Consider the following 21150-nt stretch of genomic DNA (forward strand, 5'->3'; position numbering starts at 1 on the left):
GCCGTGCGGCTGTCCCTGGCCTGGTTGGCCGACGTCCTCCCGCTGCCCGCCGGCACCACGGTCGATCAGGTGGCCGACACCCTGGTCCAGGTCGGGCAGGAGGTGGAGGCGGTGCACACCGTGCCGCCGACCACCGGCCCGCTGGTCCTGGGCCGGGTGCTGACCATCGAGGAGCTCACCGGTCTGAAGAAGCCGATCCGCTTCTGCACGGTCGACGTCGGCCCGGGCAACGGACCGGACGGCTCAGACGAGCCGCGCGGGATCATCTGCGGCGCCCGCAACTTCGTCGAGGGCGACACCGTCGTGGTGGCCCTGCCGGGCGCGGTGCTGCCCGGTGACTTCGCCATCGCCACCCGCAAGACGTACGGCCGGATCTCCGACGGCATGATCTGCTCGGTCCGCGAGCTGGGCATCGGCACCGAGCACGACGGGATCCTGGTGCTCGACCGGGACACCCCGGCCGATCAGATCGGCACGGACGCACGGCCCCTGATCGGGGCCGAGGACACGGTCATCGAGTTGGCCATCACCCCCGATCGCGGCTACGCGCTGTCGGTTCGGGGTCTGGCCCGTGATCTGGCCGCGGCCTGGGACGTGCCGTTCACCGACCCCGCGGCGCGGGTGCTGCCCGACCGCGCGCAGCCGGGCTGGCCGGTGACCCTGGCCGACCCGGTCGGCTGCCGACGGTTCGCCACCGTGCGGGTCGCCGGGGTGGATCCCACGGCGCCGTCCCCGTTCTGGTTGCGGCGCCGGCTGGCCGCCGCGGGGATCCGGTCGATCTCGCTGGCCGTCGACGTCACCAACTACGTCATGGTCCATCTCGGTCAGCCCCTGCACGCCTTCGACGCCGACACGCTGTCCGGGGCCATCGAGGTCCGGCGTGCGGTCGCGGGGGAGACGCTGACCACCCTGGACGGGGCGACCCGGAAGCTGGCCGCCGGGCCGGACGGCGACCTGGTGGTCGCCGACGAGTCGGGGCCGATCTCGCTGGCCGGCATCATGGGCGGCGCGTCGACCGAGATCGGCGACGGCACCGAGAACGTCCTCCTCGAGGGGGCGACCTGGGATCCGCCGACCATCGCCCGGTCCCTGCGCCGGCACCGGCTGCCCAGCGAGGCCTCCCGCCGGTTCGAGCGGGCCGTCGACCCCGCCATCCCGGCGGCGGCCACCGAGTTGGCCGCGGATCTGCTCGTCACCTACGGCGGCGGCGAGATCGTCGGGCGCTCGGACGTCCAGGGCGAGCCGTTCACACCGGTGACCATCACGCTGCCGCTGTCCGAGCCGGAGCGGCTGGCCGGCCGGCCGTACGACCGGGCCACCGTGGTGCGCCGGCTGGAGCAGGTCGGTGCGACGGTGTCCGGCTCCGGCCAGGACGGCGCCGTCCTGGTGACCCCGCCGTCCTGGCGGCCCGACCTGACCCGGCCGGCCGACCTGGTCGAGGAGGTGGCGCGGCTGGAGGGCTACGACACCATCACCTCGGTGCTGCCGGTGGCGCCCGCCGGGACCGGTCTCACGCCGACCCAGCGGCGCACCCGGGCCATCGCCGCCGACCTGGCGTCGGCCGGGCTGATCGAGGTGCTGTCGTTCCCGTTCGTCGGCGTCGCCGAGCTCGATGCCCTCGGATTCGGCGGCGACGACGTGCGTCGGCGCGCGGTCACCCTGGCCAACCCGCTGGACGCGGAGAAGCCGCAGCTGCGGACCAGTCTGCTGCCCGGCCTGGTCGAGACGGCCCAGCGGAACCTGTCCCGGGGCGCCCGGGATCTCGCGCTGTACGAGATCGGCTCGGTCTTCCTGCCCAAGGCCAACCCGCCGACCCCGGGCAAGCCGACGGTCGACGCGCGGCCGAGCGACGCCGAGCTGGCCGTGCTGGATGCCGCATTGCCGCAGCAGCCGCTGCACCTGGCCGCGCTGCTGGCCGGTCCGGGGTCGCAGGAGCGGCCGGGATGGTGGGGCGCGGGTCGTCCGGCCGGGTGGGCCGACGCCATCGAGCTGGCCCGACGGGTCGGCCGGGTGGCCGGGGTGAGCCTGCGGGTGGTGCCGGCCGAGCAGACGCCGTGGCATCCGGGTCGCTGCGCGAGCATCCGGGTGGGTGACTGGCCGATCGGTTTCGCCGGGGAGCTGGCCCCCTCGGTGGTCGAGCGGTTGGGTCTGCCCCCGCGCACGGTGGCCCTCGAGGTGAACCTCGACGGCCTGCCCGACCCGGTGCCGGCGGTCGCGCCGCGCATCTCGCCGTACCCGGCGGTGAACCTCGACCTGGCCGTCGTGGTCCCGGTGGGGACGGCCGCCGCGGACGTGCAGGATGCCCTGCGCGGTGGTGGCGGTGAGCTGCTCGAATCGGTGCGGTTGTTCGACGTGTACACCGGCGACCGGGTGCCGGCCGGCACGAAGTCGCTGGCCTTCGCTCTGCAGGTGCGTGCGGCCGATCGCACGCTCACCGCGGCGGACGCCACGGCCGTGCGCGACGCCGCCCTCGCGGTGGCGGGGGAGCGGCTGGGGGCTCGCCTGCGCGACTGATCGCGTGGCACGCAGGATTCGGTGGGGTCGGCGACCGACCCCACCGAGGCATCCCCATCCCCGGCAGGCTGTCCCCATCGGCGGCCGGATTGGTCAGCCGGCCCGCCCGGGTGCCACCATGAGGACATGCCTGTGGGACAGCCGACCGACCTGGTGCACAAGATCGAGAGTTCCGGTTACTACCCGGAACTGGTCGCCGATGCGCTGGAGATCGCCCTGGCCGACGAGGAGGTCGGAGCGCATCTGGTGCACGGGGAGACGACGTTCGACGTCGACACCATCCGCCGGCACCTGTCGGTGGTCGTCCTGACGCCGAGCCGGTTGATCTTCGTCCACGCCGACGACCACGGCGGCGACGCCGAACACGGCGACGAGGCCCACGGCATCGTGACCAGCGAGGCGGTGCCCATCTCGGCCGTGCGCAGCGTGATGGTGACGCATGTGGTCTCCCGGCCGGAGAAGTACCGCAAGGGCCGGCTGGGGCGCGAATTGACGCTGACCATCGGCTGGGGGGCGGTCAACCGGGTCGATCTGGAACCGGCCGGCTGCGCCGACCCGCAGTGCGAGGCCGACCACGGTATGACGGGCAGCATCACCGCCGACGACCTGTCGCTGCGCATCAGCGCGGACGCCGAGGGCGAGTCGGCCCTGCGGGACGCGATCGCCTTCGCCAAGGCGCTGTCGGCCCGCACGGCCACCACCTACCTGCGCTGACGCGGTGACCGTCTGGCGTCCGCCGCGGATGGACAGCCAGCTCACAGTCGTCCCGCGCATCCCCGACCGGTACCCCGGCGTCTGTTGACGGCGAGGTGGTGACCGGCACCGCCCGTCTCCTCGGCCCGGGTGGACCCGGCGCCGGGTCGCGGGAGGGATGGCAAAGGTGTTCACGTCCGAGGTCGGTCCAGGGGGGCCGGGGGCGCGTCCGCAGTCGCGGGTGCGCCGTCTGCTGGCGGACACCCGGTCCCGGTTGCGGGTCCGGGGTGCGGCGGCCTTCGGTCGGGCCCTGCGGTTGTCCGGCGCCGCGGTGGCCGCCTTCGTCGTCGCCCTGGCGGTGTTCCCGTCGACCGTGCCGATCCTGGCGCCGCTGACCGCTCTGCTGGTGGTCGAGGTGACCTTGAAGGACATCCTGGCCAGTGGGCTGCAACGGATCGCCAGCGTCACCCTCGGCGTGCTGGTCGCGGTCGGGTTCTCGGCCTACGTGGGGTTGTCCTGGTGGAGCCTGGGTGTGCTGTTGGCCGTGGCGATCATGCTGGGTCAGCTGCTGCGGCTCGGACCGCATGCCCTGGAGGTGCCGATCAGCGCGATGCTGGTGCTGGCGGTGGGTGGTTCGGAGGCCGCGGCGTCGGACCGCATCTTCGAGACCCTGGTCGGCGCCGGGGTGGGCGTGCTGGTCAACGTCGTGCTGCCGCCGGCGGTGCGTCCGCGGCGGGCGGCCGAGTCCGTCGACCGGTTCGCCCGTGAGCTGGCCCGGTTGCTGGCCGGGGCCGCTGCGGAGCTGCGCGACCCGATCACGCAGGCGCAGGCGGTGCGGTGGATGGAGGCGGCCCGCGAACTCAGTCGTCAGCTGCCGAAGATCGACGCCGGCCTGCAGGAGCTGGCCGACAGTCGGCGGTTGAACCCGCGGGCGTTGGGCGTGCCGGACACGGGCGCCAACCTGCGGGGCGAGCTCGAAGCGCTGGAGCACACCACGATCGCGGTGCGCAGCATGTTCCGGTCGATCCTGGACGGCGTCCGCGACGACCCGAACCCCGACCCGGCCGCCGGGGAGGACCGGCGGCGGATCTTCGCCGCCCTGGTCGCCGACGTGGCGGTAACGGTCGCGGCGGTCGGGTCGCTGGCCCGGGCCGAGGGCACCGACGGTGAGGCGGACCGGGCGGCCGTGGTGGCGACGACCCTCGCCACCCTGCGCGATGCCCGGGACCGGATCGACGAGTTGGCCTCGCTGCGGGCCGACCCGGCGGAGGAGGGGTGGCAGCTGACCGAGCCGGTGCGGGTCACCGTGCACCGGGTGCTGCGCGATCTCGACGAGGCGGTGCGCCAGCGGGTGCACACCCGGCCGCCCGCTCCGGGGTTGGCCGGGCCGGTGGAGCTGGTGTCGCGGTGGCGACCGCGGCGTGGGGCTCCCGGGGTCGGACCGGCCCGCCGGGGACCACACGCCCCCGGCCAGAGGCTCGGTCCGCACTCCGGCGCCCATCCGGGTCGGCCGGGTCGCCGCGGTGGCGCCGAGGCGACGGGTGGTCTGCGGCCGGTGGGCCGGTCGGCCACCGAGACGGGGGCTTTCCGCCCGGTACTGCGGTCGGTCCTGGAGACGGGCACGTTCCGCCCGGTCGGCCGGTCCGCGGTCGAGACGAGCCTGCTGCGGGTGGTGTCACCCGCCGGCGGGTCGATCCCGTCGGCTCGCCCGGTCGACGGCGGGGATGCGTCGGCGGCGCGGACCGACCGGCTGCCACGGCTTGTCGAGCCGCCGACGAGCGTGGACCCATCCGGGCGCTGAACGCTGTGGGGTGGCAGCACGGGGAAGCGGTGAAAACCGGTGGACCACGGTGCCTCGGCCGGGCAGGCTCGCCGTCCATGACCACCGCGGACATCTGGGACGAGGCCATCGCACGGAACTACGACGACGACTGCGCGGAGATGTTCGACGATGCCGTGGTCGGGCCCACCGTCGCCCGGCTCGCGGCCCTGGCCGACGGTGGACCGGCCTGTGAGTTCGCCATCGGCACCGGCCGGGTCGCGGTGCCGCTGTGGCAGTCCGGGGTGCCGGTCGTCGGGATCGAGCTCTCGGCGCCGATGATCACGCAGCTGCGGGCCAAGGTACGGGCCGACCAGATCCCGGTGACCGAAGGCGACATGGCCACGGCCGACGCAGCGGGCCCCGACGTCGTGGGTGAGTACTCGTTGGTGTTCCTGATCTTCAACACGATCATGAATCCGCTGACCCAGGACGAGCAGGTCGGCTGTTTCGTCAACGCCGCCCGGCATCTCCGTCCGGGTGGCGCCTTCGTGGTGGAGTGCGGCGTGCCCGATCTGCGTCGGCTACCGCCCGGGCAGACGGCCGTCCCGTTCGAGGTGACCGACACCCACGTGGGGGTGGACACCTTCGACCCGGCCCGCCAGCTCCTCACCTCGGTCCATCTCAACCGGCAGCCCGACGGGTCGTACCGGCGGTTCGACTCCCATCACCGGTACGTCTGGCCGGCCGAGCTCGACCTGATGGCCCGGGTCGCCGGCCTGCGGTTGGAGAGTCGTTCGGCGGACTGGTCCGGCACCCCGTTCACCGCCGACAGTGCCGCGCACGTCTCGGTCTACCGGCGGCCCGCCGCCGACTGAACGACATACCGCGACACGACATGTGGTGATGCGAGTTTGAGCGCAGCCCACATGTAGGGTCCGTTGCGTCGAAGGTTCCCGGCGGTCACCCGCCGGGAGACAACAGGGAACCCGGTGCGAGACCGGGACTGCCCCGCAGCGGTGAATGGGAACGAAAGCCGTCTGTCCCTCCGAGGGACGGCACTGGGTTGCGACACGACCTGGGAAGCGACGGCCGGTAGGTGGTCGGTCGGGCGTTCGCGTCCGAGGCCGATCGTGCCCGTGAGTCCGAAGACCTGCCCTCGATGCGTGGGTCACCGACCCACGCCGCCGGTGCGCCCCGTGGGAGGGTGGCTGCGGAATCGGGGTGGTCGGCGCGCGCTGCGTGGCCCGTCGTCCCGGTGCTGCGCTTTCCTCCCGACGAGGTCATCGGCTTCCGATGGCTCGCGAGGAGAGAGCATGACGAGCACCCTGACCCCCCTCCCGGTCGACACCGATCCCGTGCCCGTGGCGCCGACGGCCGCCGACATGCGGGTGGTGCGCCGGGACGGCAGCCTGGCCGAGTTCGATACCGGTCGCATCGCGGTCGCCGTGACGAAGGCGTTCCTGGCCGTCCAGGGCGAGTCCGCCGGCCGGTCGTCGCGGCTGCGCGACCAGGTGTCCACCGTGACCGGCGAGGTGACCGCCACCCTGGCCCGCCGATTCGGATCCCCGGCCCGGCCGATCGACCTGGAGGACATCCAGGACCAGGTCGAGCTGGCGCTGATGCGCGGCGGCTTCGCCGACGTCGCCCGCGCCTACATCCTGTACCGGGAGGAGCATCGCCGGGCCCGGCGGTCGACGCCGGCCGAACCGACGGGTGGGCCGAGCATCTCGGTGGTCGCCGCCGACGGCACCGCGGCTCCGCTGGACCGGGTCCGGCTGCGCCGATCGGTGACGGAGGCGTGCGCCGGGCTGGCCGACGTGGCCCCCGAGGCGGTGCTGGCCGAGTTGGACCGCACCGTGTACGACGGCATCACCGCCTCCGAGCTGGCGTCGGCGACCGTGCTGGCCGCCCGGGCGCTGGTCGAGACCGAGCCCGGGTACTCCCGGGTGGCCGCCCGCCTGCTGGCCGATGCCCTGCGGTCGGAGGCGTTGACCGCGGTGGCCGGCACGCCGGACGGCGCCAGTGCCGTCGAGATGACCGACCGGTACGCCGACTATTTCGCGGCGTACGTCCGCCGCGGTGTGGAACTCGGTCAGCTGGACCCGGTTCTGGCCGAATTCGACCTCGAGCGGATCGGGGCCGCCCTGGACGGTCAGCGGGACAACGACTTCACCCTGCTCGGTCTGCAGACCCTCTACGACCGCTACTTCCTGCACGAGCACGGGACGAGATACGAACTGCCGCAGGCGTTCTTCATGCGGGTGGCGATGGGCATAGCGTTGCGGGAGATCGACCGGGAGGGGCGGGCGATCGAGTTCTACCGGCTGCTGTCCTCGTTCGACTTCATGTGCTCGACGCCGACGCTGTTCAACGCCGGGACCACCCGGCCGCAGTTGTCCTCGTGCTTCCTGACCACCGTGGACGACGACCTGGACGGCATCTTCTCGTCCATCAAGGACAACGCCCTGCTGGCCAAGTACTCCGGCGGGCTGGGGAACGACTGGACCCCGGTGCGGGGGATCGGCGCCCACATCAAGGGCACCAACGGGCTGTCGTCCGGGGTGGTCCCGTTCCTGAAGATCGCCAACGACACCGCCGTCGCGGTGAACCAGGGCGGCAAGCGCAAGGGGGCGGTGTGCGCGTACCTCGAGACCTGGCACATCGACATCGAGGAGTTCCTGGAGCTCCGCAAGAACACCGGTGACGACCGCCGCCGCACCCACGACATGAACACCGCGCACTGGGTGCCGGACGAGTTCCTGCGCCGGGTGCGGTCCGGCGGCCACTGGACGCTGTTCTCCCCGGACGAGACCCCGGACCTGCACGACCTCTACGGGCCGGCGTTCGCCGCCCGGTACGCCGAGTACGAGGCCGCCGCGGATCGCGGCGAGCTGCGGGTGCACCGGCGGGTGCCGGCGGTGACGCTCTGGCGACGGATGCTGACCGCCCTGTTCGAGACGGGCCACCCGTGGATCACCTTCAAGGATCCGTGCAACCTGCGGTCCCCGCAGCAGCACGCCGGGGTGGTCCACTCGTCCAACCTGTGCACCGAGATCACCCTCAACACCAGCGCCGGAACCGACGCCGAGACCGCGGTCTGCAACCTGGGTTCGGTGAACCTGGCCGCACACATCGCCGGCGAGGGGGCGCACGCGGAACTCGACGTGGAGCGGCTGCGGCGCACGGTGACGACGGCCGTGCGGATGCTCGACAACGTCATCGACATCAACATGTACACGATCCCGTCGGCCCGACGGTCGAACCTGCGGCACCGTCCGGTCGGCCTGGGGCTGATGGGGTTCGCCGACGCGCTCTCCCGGCTCGGCCTGCCGTACGCCTCGGAGCAGGCCGTCGAGTTCGCCGACGTCTCGATGGAACACGTGTCCTACTGGGCGATCTCGGCGTCGTCGGCGCTGGCCGCCGAACGGGGGCGGTACGCCTCGTTCGACGGTTCGCTGTGGAGCCGGGGCATCCTGCCGCTGGATTCCATCGACCTGCTGGCGCGGGCGCGCGGCGGCGATCTCGACCAGGACACCACCGCCCGGCTCGACTGGGGCGGCCTGCGGGAGCGGGTGCGGACGGTCGGGATGCGGAACTCCAACGTCATGGCGATCGCACCGACGGCGACGATCAGCAACATCGTCGGCGTCAGCCCGTCGATCGAGCCGAACTACCGGAACCTGTACGTCAAGGCGAACATGTCCGGTGACTTCACCGTCATCAACGAGTATCTCGTCGCCGCCCTGAAGGACCGGGGTCTGTGGGACGAGGTCATGGTCGCCGACCTGAAGTACTTCGACGGGTCGCTGCGGGCCATCGACCGCATCCCGGCGGACCTGCAGGCGCTGTTCGCCACCGCGTTCGAGATCGACGGCAGCTGGCTGATCCGCGCGGCGTCCCGGCGGCAGAAGTGGATCGACCAGGCCCAGTCGCTCAACCTCTACGTCGCCGACCCGAACGGCCGCAAGCTGGACGAGCTGTACCAGTTGGCCTGGACCACCGGCTGCAAGACCACCTACTACCTGCGGTCGACGTCGGCCAGCCACGTCGAGAAGTCCACCCTGCGGGGCACCGACGGCAAGCTGAACGCCGTCTCGCCGACCACGGTGGCCCCGGTGCCGGTGCCGGTCACGGTCGCGGTGCCGGCGCCGTCGTCACCCGCGGGGGCGGCCTGCTCCCTGGAGGACCCCGAGTGCGAGGCCTGCCAGTAGCCGCCCGCCCTGCACTGTCGATCCCTGAACTCTCGAAAGGTCCCCTCATGACGGACTTCTGGTCCACCTTCGACGAGCCGGCCGGTTCCACCGCCACCGCCACCGTCGCCCCGCCAGCTCCCGCCGCCGTCCCGACCCAGCCGCGCCCGACGCCCGCCCCGTCCACCCCCACGGCGCCGGCCCCGGTCGCTGCGCCGGGGGCGGTGTCGGCCACCGGTCTGGGCGACATCGACCGCACCGGCGGCCGGGTGTCGGTGTCGGACAAGTCGATGATCAACGCCCGCGCCGACGTCAATCAGCTGCTCCCGCTGAAGTACACCTGGGCCTGGGAGAAGTACCTGGCCGGATGCAACAACCACTGGATGCCGACCGAGGTGTCGATGCAGGCCGATATCGCCCTGTGGAAGTCGCGGGACGGGTTGACCGACGCCGAAAGGCTCATGCTCAAGCGCAATCTCGGCTTTTTCGCCACCGCGGAGTCGCTGGTGGCGAACAACATCGTGCTGGCCGTCTACCGGCAGCTGACCAACCCGGAGTGCCGCCAGTACCTGCTGCGGCAGGCCTTCGAGGAGGCCGTGCACACGCACACGTTCCAGTACATCTGCACCTCGCTCGGGCTCGACCAGGGTGAGCTGTTCAACATGTACCGGGAGGTGCCGTCCATCACCGAGAAGGACGCCTGGGCGCTGCAGTACACTCAGTCGCTGGAGGATCCGGAGTTCCGCACCGGCACCCCGGAGGCCGACCAGGCCTTCCTCCGGGACCTGGTCGCGTTCTACGTGATCTTCGAAGGCATGTGGTTCTACACGGGTTTCGCGCAGATCCTGTCGCTCGGCCGCCGCAACAAGATGGTCGGCATCGCCGAGCAGTACCAGTACATCCTGCGGGACGAGTCGATCCACCTGAACTTCGGCATCGACGTCATCAACCAGATCAAGATCGAGAACCCGCACCTGTGGTCGACCGATTTCCAGGCCGAGGTCCGCGGGATGCTGGCCCGGGCCTGCGAACTCGAAATCGCCTACGGTCGCGACACCATGCCGACCGGGATGCTCGGCCTCACGGCCGCCCAGTGCGAGCAGTACATGCGGTTCATCACCAACCGACGCTGCGCCCAGATCGGTCTCGAGCCGCTTTACGCGGCGGTCGACAACCCGTTCCCCTGGATGAGCGAGATGATGGACCTGAAGAAGGAGAAGAACTTCTTCGAGACCCGGGTCATCGAGTACCAGTCCGGTGGGGGGCTCGCCTGGGAGTGACCGTGACCGCGGTGCGGGTCGCCCTACGGTGACGTCCGTGGAAGTGACCCCGACCGACCTCCAGGCGGCCTACGGTGCCGTCCGGAGGGTGGCCCGGACCGCGCCGGCGATGTCGTCGGTGAGGAGGTCGGCCTCGGGGAAACTGCCGATCGGCCGGTGGAATCCGTGCTGCTGGTAGGGCCACACCCGCAGGGTCACCGGGATGTCCTGACCCGCGAACGCGCGGACCGCGGTCAGGGCGTCGCCGACGAGGATCTCGGCGCTGCCGACGTGGACCATGACCTGCCCCACGGCGAACAGCTCGATGTCGGTGGCGGTCCCGGGGGCGGTCGGCAGGATCTCCGGCGCCCGTCGGCGCAGACCCGACACCGTGTGGACGAGGTCGCCGCCGAGGCGCAGGTCGGTGGCATCGGGGGCGGAGATCTCGCCCCGGTCCCGGTCGAGCGGGTCGGCCACCTGGCCGTCGACCCAGGGCGAGAGCAGCACCAGCAGCGCCGGGCCGTCCCCGCCGTGGTCGGCCCGCGCCAGGTCGCCGAGCACGGCCAGCGCCGACGCCGCCGCATCACCCTCGGCGACGATCGCGAGGTGGTCGCCGAAGTAGCCGGCGTCGGCGAGCAGCCAGTGGTAGCAGCGCACTGCCGCGGACGACAGACCGCCGGGGGCGTCGCCCGACGGCAGGAGCACCCGGACGCCGCTCCGCGCGGCCAACTGGGCCGCCCACGCGGAGGGGTCCGCGCCGCCGGCGACCTTCGAGCCGGGCAGGAAGAGCACGGCAGCCGGCCACGGGGCGTCCACCGCGATGACCGTCTCGACGTCCGCCGCCGCGGGCACGAACCACCGGGCCGTCAAGGCCGGGTCGCCGATGTCCCCGGCGGTCTCGATCCGGACGTCGGCGGGCAGTGACGGACCCGCCGGTGGGGCGTTCGACCCCGGCGCGAGATGTTCCTCGAACCAGGTGACCGCCTGCGGACTGACCATGTCGCCCCCCCCCGTGTTCCGATGGCCTCCCGGCAGCATGGCCGTCCCCTATCGCTGGGCGCCGCCTTGCCGGTGACGACCACCCCAAGGAGGCCCGGTCAGACCCGCGGTCAGCAGTCGCATCCGCAGTCGCAGCAGTCGCAACAATCCCCGCAGTCCCCGCACCCGTCCCCGCCGCTGCACGCGGGTGGGTGCCGTTGGCCGGTGCACGGGTTCTCGTGTTCGGCGCAGCAGGCGTAGCCGGTGCAGTAGACGCCGATCCAGGGCAGGAGCCTGGGCCAGAACGGCGGCCGGGACGGCGGTTTCGGCACCGGTGGCGGGAGGTCGGTGGGCCAGCCGGCGCCCGAAGTCCGGTCCGGTGACCCCGGACCGGCGGCGGCCCGATCGAACGTCCGGTGCACGGCCTGGTGGGTGCCGTCGCCCAGCAGTCGCAGCGCCAGGCGGGCGTCCGGGCTCGTGCGGTCCAGGTCCAGCCGTCCCAGGTGGTGACGGAGACGCCGCACCTGCCGGGCGCAGTCCCGCCGCACCAGCGGAATCGGGGTGCCGGTGGCCAGGATGGGGTTGAACGCACCGGTACGCCGGTCGCGGTCGAGGTCCTCCACGGCGTCCAGGAGGTGGGCGAGCGCGCCGAACGCCTCGCCCGCGGCCCGCAAACTGGACTCGTTCTCCGGGCGACCGGCGAGACCGGCGGACGCGGCGAAGATCCGACCGGCGGCGGCCGCGCTGGGCCCGGTGACCGACAGCACCGGATCTCCGACCCGGACGGCCCGTTCGCCCCGCCCCTGGTCCGCGAGCTGTCGCACGGTGCGGTGCAGGTCGATCCGTTCCGCCATCTCGGTGTCCCGTTGCGCCCGCCGGATCAGCGACGGGGCCATGCGCGCCGTCGCCCGGTCGACGCCCCGCTGCACGACACCGGTTGCGCCGAGGTCGTTCTCGCGTTCCACCCGTCGGTCCTGGGCTTTCGCGGCGGCCAGCGTCACGGACGCGGTCGCGGCCAGCCGCATCCCGTCGTTGCTGCTGCACACGACCGGGGCGGGGCGCATGCCGCGCAGCGGGCAGGGGCCCGCGGTGCGGGTGGCCACCGCCGCTCTGCTCTGGGCGTTGACCAGCACGGCGAGCGCGACGGCGTCGGTGTTCGTCAGCGCCCGGGCCGGCTGGCCCTGCCGGTCGCGGAGGGTCAGGCACAGGCCGCACAGGTGCGCCCGCCAGCGCTCCAGCAACTCGCCGTCGAGCACATGACCACAGGTGTGCAGCAGTCCGAACATGGGCGACAGTCGACCACCGGGGACGGCGTCCCGCGCGGGTGACAGCCCCCGACCCGAAGGGGGGTCGGCCGCACCGGTGTCATCCCCCGTGCCGCCGCAGCGGGGTGCACCACCCCTCCGGGCACGGTCCGTGCACCGTCGTGGTGAGGGGAAACCGCACTGCGTCACCATCCGGTCACGGACCATTCACCGACGGGTCACCGCACGTCGACGCCACGCTCGGGCGGCTCTCATAGCTTTCACCTGCGACGGGCCGCCGCCGTCCGCTGGTCTCCCGCTGTCCGAGGGGGACGCCGCCTGCCCCGAAGGAGAACCCGGTGACCGCTGCTCCGTCCGATCACTCGTCCGTCGATCCCACGGCCGGGGGCCGTCGCCTGCTGCCGATGCTCGGCCACACCCGGGGCAAGCGGAGCCCGGTGACCTGTCACCTCAAGTGCGCCGACGCCTGCACCCAGCCGGTCCCCAACGAGACCGACAACATCTACTTCCGCGATGTCGTCTCCGCGGCCCTGACCCGCCGCACCATGCTCAAGGGCGCCGGAGTCGGCGCGCTGACCCTGGTGCTGCCCGCGCTGGGTGCGCTGCCGGCCGCGGCCGCGGCCGACCCGGCCGTGCCGGACGCGGCCACCGCCGCCGGCGATGCCGGCCCGACGGCCGCGACCGCCCGCAGCACCGCTGGGGCCAGCATCGACTTCACCGCGATCGCCCCGGTACCCGCCGACGTCGACGCCCTGACCGTGCCGCCGGGCTGGACCTGGTCGCCGATCATCCGCTGGGGCGACCCGCTGTTCGATCCGGCCGAGACGTTCGACGTGAACAACCAGACCGCGCAGCGGCAGGCCCGGCAGTTCGGCTACAACAACGACTACACCGACCTGCTGATGCTGCCGGGCAAGGACGGCCGGGAAGCCCTGCTGGTCTGCAATCACGAGTACACCAACCCGGGGATCATGTTCTCGGAGACGTCCGACCCCGCCGTCCTGAACCGGCAGCGGGCCGTCGAGATGGCCGCCCAGGGCATGGCCGTGGTGCACCTGCGCCGCGAGAAGGCCGGCCAGCCCTGGCGTCCCGTGGTCGGCAGCGGCTACAACCGCCGCATCACCGCCTCGACGCCGTTCTCCGTGGACGGTGCCGCGGCCGGTACCGCGTCCCTGAAGACCAAGGACGACCCGGCTGGTCGCACCGTGCTCGGCACCTTCGGCAACTGCTCGGGCGGTACCACCCCGTGGGGCACGGTGCTGTCCGGCGAGGAGAACTTCAACGGTTACTTCCATGCCGCCGGCACCTCGCCCGCCGAGAAGCGGTACGGGCTCGCCGACAAGGAGAGCACCTACGGCTGGGAGAACATCGACCCGCGGTTCGACGCGCGCGCCGAGGGCTACGTCAACGAACCCAACCGGTTCGGCTGGATCGTCGAGCTCGACCCGTTCTCGCCCAAGGAGGCGCCGGTCAAGCACACCGCGATGGGCCGGTTGAAGCACGAGGGTGCCAACGTCATCGTCGGATCGTGCGGGCAGGTCGCCGCCTACATGGGCGACGACGAGCGCTTCGACTACCTGTACAAGTTCGTGTCCAGCAAGAAGGTCAAGCCCGGCCAGGGCAAGGCCGCCCGCGCCCACAACAAGACCCTGCTCTCCGAGGGCAGCCTGTACGTCGCGAAGTTCAGTGGCAACTCGCCGGCGGCCGAGATCGACGGCAGCGGAACGCTTCCGACGGACGGGAAGTTCGACGGCACCGGCCAGTGGCTGCCGCTGGTCGTCAACGGCGTCAGCAAGGTCGCCGGTTTCACCGCCGAGCAGGCGCTGGTCAACACCCGGCTCGCGGCCGATGCGGTCGGCGCCACCAAGATGGACCGCTGCGAGGACGTCCAGCCCAGCCTGAAGTCCGGCAAGGTGTACGTCGTCTGCACCAACAACAGCCGCCGCGGTACCAGCGGCAACGAGGGCGCCACCGAGGTCAACCCCCGCAACGAGAACCGCGACGGGCACATCGTCGAGATCACCGAGGACCGGAACGACGTGCGCGCCACCACGTTCCGCTGGTCGCTGCTGCTGGTGTGCGGTGATCCGAAGACCAACCCGCACACCTACTTCGCCGGGTTCCCCGCCGACCAGGTGTCCCCGATCTCCTGCCCGGACAACATCGCCTTCGACTCCCGCGGTGACCTGTGGATCGCCACCGACGGGGCGCCCAGCAGCATCGGCTACAGCGACGGTCTGTTCCACGTCCCGCTGACCGGCCGCAACCGCGGGTACGTACGGCAGTTCCTCGCCGTCCCGGCCGAGGCCGAGACGTGCGGGCCGGTCGTCCGCGACCGGGACGGCATGGTCTACGTCGCCGTCCAGCACCCGGGCGAGGACGGGACCTGGGCCGCCCAGAACTCCTACTTCCCGGACTATGTCGCCGACGGCCAGTCGGCCCCCGCCGGCTCGTGGCGCGGGCCGCGGCCGTCGATCGTGCAGGTGTACCGCACGAGTTGATCCGCAGTGCGCGGCCCCGGGACCCGTCGTGTCCCGGGGCGCGCCGGGCCGGCCCCGGTGCCATGCTGGCGGTCGGACCCGCCGGGTCGGGGACGGGGGAGCCATGACCACAGCCGGACAGCGGCCGCCGAGGATCGTGGGACCTGCGGGTCGGGGGCCGATCCGCGTCGCGGCGGCGGCGCTGGCCGTCGGCACCGTCCTGGCGGTGGCCGCCTGTTCCTCGGGTGGGGCGAGCGTCGAGTCGGCCTCGACCGCGGCGTCCGGGTCGTCCGCGGCGGCTCCGTCCTCGGCCGCGTCCGCCCTGTCGTCCAGTGCGGCGACGGCGCGGTCGGGCATCCCCGTCAGCCCCACGTCCAGTGCCACGGCCGCGTCGGGCGGGGGCGACGGCGGCGGCGCGGCGTACTGCGAGAGCAAGGGCGGCGACGTCCAGACGCGCGACGCGACCTTCGGCACCAACGGCGACCAGACCGGGTGGCTCCCGCTGGCCGGGACCACCCAGGTCTGCCGTTTCCAGGCCGACGACGAGGCCCGCAGCCGGATCTACGTCGATTTCGCCACGCTCACCTCGGCCCGACCGACGCTGGCCGGTCTCGCCTACCTGTCCCGGCCGCCGGTGCCGACCTCCAGCGGAGGCGCCAATCCGGCCACCGGCTACTGCGCGAAGCTCGGCGGTTCGTCGACGTTCGGCGAGATCAGCGCCAGTGGGGGCGGCTGGGTGAACAAGGACGACCCGGACGAAGTCGTCGTCAACCTGTGCGTGTTCCCGGACGAGTCGTTCATCGACGAGTGGGGGCTAGCTTACCACGCCGGCGGCGTGGTCCGCGGGCTGGACCTGACGCAGGTCATGACCTATCAGCCCCCGGATCCGCTGCCCGGCGTCTTCCCGGTGGGTACCCCCATCGGGCAGCCGACCGTCGGAGTCACCGGGTCGCCCAGCCCGTCGAGCACCAGCACGCCGACGTCCTGACCGGGTCCTACCGCTCCGCGGGTGCCAGCCGCAGGGCGTCCGGCGACAGGCCACGCCGGACCACCTCGGCGCGCAGGGCCGACCGCATCGCCTCCACCGGACCGGGGCGACCGGTCATCAGCAGTACCTGCTCCACTGCCTGGTGCAGCAGCATGTCCAGACCACTGATGACGGTGCAGCCCGCGGCCGCGGCCGATTCGGCCAGCCGGGTCGGCCACGGGTCGTAGAGCACGTCGAACAGCACGGTGCGGGGCGCCCACTCGGTGCCCGCGTAGGCGTCGGCCGCGCGGCCGGGCAGCGTGGACACCACCAGGTCGACGGGGGGAATCGGTCGGTCCGGCACCCCGTCGAGGACGGTGATCGGCACTCCGAGCCGTTCCGCGGTCGCCCGCACCCCGGCAGCCCGGGCGAGATTGCGGACCAGCACCGTGGTCTCGGGCGCACCGAGATCGGACAGGGCGGCCACCACCGCCTGTGCGGTCCCTCCGGCGCCGAGTACGGCGGCCCGGCCAACGGTGGTGACCCCGGCCTCCCGGAGCGACCCGACCACTCCGTGGACGTCGGTGTTGTCGGCCAGCCACCCGCCGCCGTCCGGGATCAGCGTGTTGGCCGCGCCGACCGCCGCGGCCCGCTCGGTGACCCGGGTCGCCACGTCCAGTGCCGCGTGTTTGAGCGGCATGGTCAACGACAGACCGGCCCACTCCGGGCCGAGACCATCGACGAACGGGACGAGCCCGTCGGTGTCGCACTCGTGGCGGTCGTAGGACCACTCGGTCAGTCCCGATGCGGCGTAGGCGGCGGTGTGCAACACCGGGGACAGCGAATGGCCGATGGGCTTGCCGAGCACGGCGGCCCGACGTGCGACGGTCACGACCGCGCCTGCCCGACCAGCAGATCGGCGACGACCTGTGTCTGTTCGATGTGCGGGGAGTGCCCGACACCCGGCAGCACGACCTCGCGGTACTGCCCGCCGGCCGCGGCGTACCGGTCCAGCACGGCGCGGGTCTGGCCCACCATCGGCTGCGGTGGGAACTCGTCGACGCCCGGGTAGCCCGGGACGGCTCCGAGCCGGCCGAGCTGGGCCAGGTCGAACATCGACGCATCGGACACGATCTGGTCCACCTCGCCGCGGATCCACAGGACCGGGGGCCGGGGGGCGATGTCGACGACACCGGACAGGTCGAGGTGGGTCGGAGCCATGGTGTTCAGCACTCCGCGGCGGCCGGGGGCGAGCGTCGGCCAGTGCGGCGAGGCGGCCGCGTCACCGGGGTAGTTGTCCATGCCGGTGACCGTCGTCCGCATGCTCGCCACGAGTTCGTCCTCCAGCGGCGTGCCCTGGTGGGGCCAGCCGGGGGCCACGTAGAACGCCCGCAGCACGGAGCGGGGCGAGAACGGGTCGGACTGGTCGGTCCCGACGTCGGCCGCCAGGGCGGCGACGAACTGCGGATTCGCCCCGCCCGCGCCGGACCCGGCCCCGTCGGGATGGACCGGGGCTCCGTCCGGTCCGGTGCCGCCGAATCCGTAGGGCGACACCGGGTTGACGAGGGTGAGCGCGTGCACGCGACCGGGGGCGTCGAGCAGCATCTGCAGGACCACCCCGCCGCCCATGGACCAGCCGACGAGGTGGACCCGGTCCAGACCGAGGGCGTCCAGCGTGGCCCAGACGTCATCGGCGAAGTCGCGCAGGCCGGGGGTGGCGTCCACCGGTGCGGGGTCACTGCCACCGAACCCGCGCAGGTCGACAGCCATGGCCGGAACGTCGGTCGGCAGGGCCCGTAAGAGAGGGTGGAAGAACACGCTGGACGAGACGTTGCCGTGCACGAGAACGGTGGTGACGCCGGCGGCATCCCCGGCGTCCGGGGTGCGGTGGTGGACCTGGACGCCGATGCGTGAGGTGTCCACGGTCCGCACCGTGATCGCGTCGTCAGTGGTGGCCATCGGGTCCTCGTCTCCGGTCGGACGTCAGCGCTGGTCGCGGCGGACCGCAGGACGGCGCCGCTGCCCCCTCGACTTCCACCGCGCCGCAGCCTAACCAGGCCGGTCGACCGCGTTCCCTTCCGTCCTTCCGCTGGGCGGGAGGACGGAAGGGAAGTGACGGGCGTCGCTCGCCGGGGTCTGGGTTGGCGGGGTCGGGCTCGATAGAGTCGACATGCGCCCGATGTCCATGGGTGCGCTCCGCCCGACACCGCGATCGCGCCCGTCGTCCCGGCGCTCGTCCTGAGGAGAAGCCACCATGGCCGCGCCCCTGCCGTTCCCGACCGATCCGACGGAGATCGCCGAACGGGCGGCTGCGGTGCTGGGCCCGGAGTCGAGTGTCTTCGAGGATCTGGATTCGGCGGGATTCGGAGAGGCCCTGGTCAAGGCGGTCGGTTCCTCACTGACCCACCCGACGGTTCCGGCCAAGGCGGCACTGAGTCTGGCCGGCGACCTGGCCCGGACGCCGCTGGCGGCCGTGTCCCGGTGGTTGGGCAAGCCGGCGGAGCCGCCGGTTCCGGTGGATCCGAAGGACCGGCGCTTCGCCGCCCCGGCCTGGGAGTCCAACCCGGCGTACTTCTCCTTGCGTCAGGCCTACCTGGCTTCGTCGCGGTTCGCCCGCGAGATCGTCGACGGGGTCCCGCTGGACGAGGAGTCGGCCAAGAAGGCGCGCCTCGCGACGGACCTGCTGATCGACGCGCTGGCCCCGACGAACTTCCTGGGCGGCAACCCGGCGGCGCTGCAGCGGGCGTTCGACACCGGTGGCGCCAGTCTGGTCAAGGGCGCCCGGCAGTTCCTGGACGACGTGGTGAACAACAACGGCCGTCCCCGACAGGTCGATGCCAGCGACTTCGAGGTCGGCCGCAACCTGGCCTGCACCCCGGCGAAGGTCGTCTACCGCAACGAGTTGATGGAACTGCTGCAGTACGAGCCGCAGACCGAGGAGGTCCACGAGACCCCGCTGCTGTGCAGCCCGCCGTGGATCAACAAGTACTACGTGATGGACCTCGCCCCCGGGCGCAGCTTCATCGAATGGGCCGTGCAGCACGGCCGGACGGTCTTCGCCATCAGCTACCGGAACCCGTCCAAGGAGATGTCCGGGACGACGATGGACGACTACCTGATCTACGGTCCGCGCACTGCGCTGGACGTGATCCAGGAGATCACCGGGGCCGACACGATCGACATCGTCGGCCTGTGTCTCGGCGGCGCGATGACGGCGATCACCGCCGCGGTGCTCTCCCAGGAGGGCGACGATCGCATCGGTTCGCTGACCCTGCTGAACACGATGCTCGACTACTCCGAGCCGGGGGCGTTGTCGGCGTTCACCGACCGTCGGGCGGTGGCCCGGCTCGAGAAGAAGATGACCAAGGCGGGCACCCTCGAGGGCGAGACCATGGCCGGCACCTTCGACGTGCTGCGGGCCAACGACCTGATCTTCAACTACGTGGTCAGCAACTGGTTGATGGGCCAGGAGCCGCCGAAGTTCGACATCCTCGCTTGGAACTCCGACAGCACGCGGATGCCGGCGGCCATGCACGCGTTCTACCTGCGCAACTTCTACGTGCAGAACAAGCTCGCTCAGGGCGAGCTGGAGATCGGCGGGGTGACCGTCGACCTCAGCGTGATCAAGTCGCCGACGTACGTGGTCAGTGCGATCAACGACCACATCGTCCCGTGGCAGGCGGCGTACCGGACGGTCGATCTGATCAGTGGCCCGGTTCGGTTCGTACTGGGCAGTGGCGGTCACATCGCCGGGATCGTCGCGCCGCCGAACCCGAAGGCCTGGTACCTGGTCGGCGAGTCCGACGAGCTGCCGGCGACGCCGGAGGAGTGGCGCGCGGCCGCCGCCAAGCAGAGCACCACGTGGTGGGAGGACTGGGCGAGCTGGTCGTCCGAGAACGCCGGTGCCCTGGTGTCGCCGCCCGCGATGGGCAGTGCGCAGTACCCGGTGCTGGGCGAGGGTCCGGGGGAGTACGTGCGCTCCTGACGACAGGTGCGGTCCGTCGACAGCGGGTGGGTTCGGCCGAGAGGTCGAACCCACCCGTTTCGTCGTTTCCGGCCTCGGATGTGCAGCTGGGTTCCGGGTCGAGAGTCCGGTCAGTGTTGGGCACCCAGTTCCAGGGCCAGGACCCCGCCGGCCACCAGCACCAGACCGACGATCTGGATCCCGGACAACCCCTCGCCGAGGAAGATCGCGCCGACGAGGGCGACGAGCGCGACACCGGCTGCGGCCCAGATGCCGTACGCCAGCCCCAGGGGCATGCCGCGTTTCAGCACCAGGGCCAGCAGCACGAAGGCGGCGCCGTAGCCGACCACCACCAGCACCGACGGCAGCAGTCGGGAGAAACCGTCGGACAGCTTGAGGGAGACGGTGGCGGTGACCTCCGACACGATCGCCCCGACCAGAAACCACCAGACCATGACAAACCTCCGCGTTACCCGGGTAACTCATCGACGGAGAGTCAGTATCGACGACGCACGGTCACAGCACTGGTCAACGACCGCGACCGATATGGGCGTTTCGAGGTTCAGCACCTCCACAGGAGGGGGTCACGAAGGCCCCTGAGGGCCTCACAGGGGCTCGAAACCGGGCCTGACCAGGCGATTTGCCAAGCTCAGAACGTTTCCGTAATGTTTCACCTGTCGCCGCCGAGCCCCACAGGGACAAGGCAGCGACACTCTCCCGCTCACACAGCCGGAACTCCGGCCGACAGAGTGTGCCTCCGCAAGGAGGACGGAGCCGCCAGGCCCCGGAAGAGTCCGAGACAGGCAGTTGACACTGCGAACTGGATCGGGTAACGTAGTACGAGTGCCCAACGCGGGATTGCGAAATTCCAAGGTGTGCGCGTCCGTTTCTTGAGAACTCAACAGTGTACCGATAGTCAGTGCCAATTTATGTTTTACCCCGTTGGCCAGACTTTGTGTCTGGTCTTTGGGATTCCTTTGGTATTGAAGTGAGCTAGCTCATTTTGACGCCTGGATAATGTTTTCTATGGTTTGTTGACTGACCGGTCCTTCTCCTTTGGGGGTGGGTGGTTGGTTGT

The 21150-nt window shown here is 71.8% G+C and carries 14 protein-coding genes and 1 riboswitch; of the genes, 9 read left to right on the forward strand and 5 right to left on the reverse strand.

Going from position 1 to position 21150, the window contains the following annotated elements; translation table 11 throughout:
* The first annotated feature begins 3 nt into the window (after positions 1 to 3).
* The 6 genes from pheT to FDO65_RS15810 all read left to right on the forward strand — a co-directional run bounded on the left by pheT (position 4) and on the right by FDO65_RS15810 (position 10439).
* Positions 4 to 2514: a phenylalanine--tRNA ligase subunit beta gene (gene pheT, locus FDO65_RS15785; RefSeq protein WP_137450601.1), complete on the forward strand. Its 2511-nt coding sequence runs from the start codon at positions 4 to 6 to the stop codon at positions 2512 to 2514.
* A 126-nt stretch (positions 2515 to 2640) separates the two neighbouring features.
* Positions 2641 to 3228: a DUF5998 family protein gene (locus tag FDO65_RS15790; RefSeq protein ID WP_137450602.1), complete on the forward strand. Its 588-nt coding sequence runs from the start codon at positions 2641 to 2643 to the stop codon at positions 3226 to 3228.
* Between the two features lie 166 nt (positions 3229 to 3394).
* Complete coding sequence (locus FDO65_RS15795; RefSeq protein ID WP_166442213.1) at positions 3395 to 5008, forward strand: FUSC family protein; 1614 nt, start codon at positions 3395 to 3397, stop codon at positions 5006 to 5008.
* Between the two features lie 77 nt (positions 5009 to 5085).
* On the forward strand, positions 5086 to 5844 hold the full coding sequence (locus FDO65_RS15800) for a methyltransferase domain-containing protein (protein ID WP_137450604.1): 759 nt from the start codon (positions 5086 to 5088) through the stop codon (positions 5842 to 5844).
* A 55-nt stretch (positions 5845 to 5899) separates the two neighbouring features.
* Positions 5900 to 6141: riboswitch (cobalamin riboswitch) on the forward strand.
* 141 nt (positions 6142 to 6282) lie between these two features.
* Entirely contained in the window at positions 6283 to 9180 is a 2898-nt protein-coding gene (locus FDO65_RS15805; RefSeq protein ID WP_137450605.1) for a ribonucleoside-diphosphate reductase subunit alpha, read from the forward strand.
* Positions 9181 to 9227: 47 nt separating this feature from the next.
* Positions 9228 to 10439: a ribonucleotide-diphosphate reductase subunit beta gene (locus FDO65_RS15810; protein WP_137450606.1), complete on the forward strand. Its 1212-nt coding sequence runs from the start codon at positions 9228 to 9230 to the stop codon at positions 10437 to 10439.
* Positions 10440 to 10508: 69 nt separating this feature from the next.
* Here the strand turns inward: FDO65_RS15810 and FDO65_RS15815 are convergent, their stop codons facing one another.
* Entirely contained in the window at positions 10509 to 11417 is a 909-nt protein-coding gene (locus tag FDO65_RS15815; protein ID WP_166442214.1) for an alpha/beta hydrolase, read from the reverse strand.
* Between the two features lie 110 nt (positions 11418 to 11527).
* Positions 11528 to 12682 (reverse strand): DUF5685 family protein, encoded by a 1155-nt coding sequence (locus tag FDO65_RS15820; protein ID WP_137450608.1) that lies wholly within the window; start codon positions 12680 to 12682, stop codon positions 11528 to 11530.
* Positions 12683 to 13065: 383 nt separating this feature from the next.
* Between FDO65_RS15820 and FDO65_RS15825 the strand changes: the two genes are divergently transcribed.
* Both FDO65_RS15825 and FDO65_RS15830 read left to right on the forward strand, forming a co-directional pair.
* Positions 13066 to 15162, forward strand: a complete 2097-nt coding sequence (locus FDO65_RS15825; protein ID WP_137450712.1) for a PhoX family protein — start codon at positions 13066 to 13068, stop codon at positions 15160 to 15162.
* 103 nt (positions 15163 to 15265) lie between these two features.
* Entirely contained in the window at positions 15266 to 16129 is an 864-nt protein-coding gene (locus FDO65_RS15830; protein WP_137450609.1) for a DUF333 domain-containing protein, read from the forward strand.
* 7 nt (positions 16130 to 16136) lie between these two features.
* Here the strand turns inward: FDO65_RS15830 and FDO65_RS15835 are convergent, their stop codons facing one another.
* A complete protein-coding gene (locus FDO65_RS15835) occupies positions 16137 to 17000 on the reverse strand; it encodes a shikimate dehydrogenase (protein ID WP_137450610.1) in 864 nt (287 codons plus the stop codon).
* Positions 16997 to 18067 (reverse strand): alpha/beta fold hydrolase, encoded by a 1071-nt coding sequence (locus tag FDO65_RS15840; protein WP_137450611.1) that lies wholly within the window; start codon positions 18065 to 18067, stop codon positions 16997 to 16999. Before FDO65_RS15840 ends, FDO65_RS15835 begins: the two co-directional genes overlap by 4 nt.
* Before the next feature lie 295 nt (positions 18068 to 18362).
* Between FDO65_RS15840 and FDO65_RS15845 the strand changes: the two genes are divergently transcribed.
* A complete protein-coding gene (locus tag FDO65_RS15845; protein WP_137450612.1) occupies positions 18363 to 20093 on the forward strand; it encodes a PHA/PHB synthase family protein in 1731 nt (576 codons plus the stop codon).
* Positions 20094 to 20203: 110 nt separating this feature from the next.
* On the opposite strand, the gene FDO65_RS15850 is transcribed toward FDO65_RS15845, so the two are convergent.
* Positions 20204 to 20527: a DMT family transporter gene (locus FDO65_RS15850; RefSeq protein WP_137450613.1), complete on the reverse strand. Its 324-nt coding sequence runs from the start codon at positions 20525 to 20527 to the stop codon at positions 20204 to 20206.
* Positions 20528 to 21150: the final 623 nt, after the last annotated feature.

It is taken from the genome of Nakamurella flava, assembly GCF_005298075.1.
GTDB classification, from domain to species: Bacteria; Actinomycetota; Actinomycetes; order Mycobacteriales; family Nakamurellaceae; genus Nakamurella; species Nakamurella flava.